Origin of the sequence: Pseudanabaena sp. UWO311, assembly GCF_006937785.1 — a bacterium.
In the GTDB taxonomy this organism is placed as follows: Bacteria; Cyanobacteriota; Cyanobacteriia; order Pseudanabaenales; family Pseudanabaenaceae; genus Pseudanabaena.
Genome location: NZ_SJEE01000061.1, coordinates 1 through 1073, shown reverse-complemented (window position 1 = coordinate 1073; position 1073 = coordinate 1). Strand labels below are relative to the sequence as shown.

Annotated in this window: 2 protein-coding genes; both read left to right on the top strand. The window is 39.5% G+C overall.

Features of this window, described 5'->3' with window-relative positions; all coding sequences use genetic code 11:
• Positions 1 to 350: RluA family pseudouridine synthase (locus PseudUWO311_RS23825; RefSeq protein WP_263403028.1), on the top strand; the 350-nt coding region annotated here is incomplete at its 5' end.
• 131 nt (positions 351 to 481) lie between these two features.
• Positions 482 to 1073: biotin synthase BioB (bioB, locus tag PseudUWO311_RS23820; RefSeq protein ID WP_142657706.1), on the top strand; the 592-nt coding region annotated here is incomplete at its 3' end.

The following is a 1073-nucleotide window of genomic DNA, read 5'->3' as shown; positions in this document are numbered from 1 at the left end:
ATAAAGTACTGGAGCGATTCAATTATGTGTCATTAGTAGAATGTGTTTTAGAAACCGGACGCACGCATCAAATTCGTGTGCATATGAAGCATATCGGACATACCCTCTTTAATGACTGGGAATATGGAGGTGATAAAATTTTAAAGGGTACCATCTACACCAAATACAAGCAATTTGTAGACAACTGTTTTGATATTTGTCCACGCTGTGCATTGCACGCGCAGACACTTGGATTTATTCACCCCGTAACCAAACAACCCATGCATTTTGAAGCCCCACTACCGGATGATATGCAGAAAGTCATTGAAAAGTGGAGGAATTATATTCAACATAAGAAAACAGAGGAATGATGAATAAGAAATAAGAAATGAAGAAGTGAATGCTTCCTTGTTTTTTGTTCCTTCTTGCTTCTTGTTTCTTGTTCCTTATTTCTTATTCCTTATTTTTCTGTTCTATATATTTGTACCCTAAACCGATTTTTATGTCTATCGACATCCGTCATAACTGGACCAAAGAAGAGATTTACGATATCTACAACATGCCATTACTCGAACTGGTATTCCGTGCAGCGGAATTACATAGAAAGTATAATGATACAGCTGAGGTACAGGTATGTACGCTATTGAGTATTAAAACAGGTGGCTGCAGTGAAGACTGCGCTTATTGTCCACAAGCCGCTCGTTACAATACCGGTATAGATGTTCAAGCACTCATGAAAAAAGATGAGGTATTGGCATATGCCCAAAAAGCAAAAGAAGCAGGTTCTACACGTTTTTGTATGGGTGCTGCTTGGCGAGAAGTAAGAGATAACCGTGATTTTGACCGGGTATTGGATATGGTGAAAGGGGTAAATGAAATGGGGATGGAAGTATGTTGTACACTGGGTATGCTGACGGAAGAACAGGCTCAGAAGTTGGCAGAAGCCGGATTGTATGCATACAACCACAATTTAGATACAAGTAAAGAACATTATGGTGAAATCATTACTACGCGGACCTATGAAGACAGATTAGAAACTTTGGAAAACGTACGTAAGGCTGGTGTCACCGTTTGTTGTGGCGGTATCATTGGAT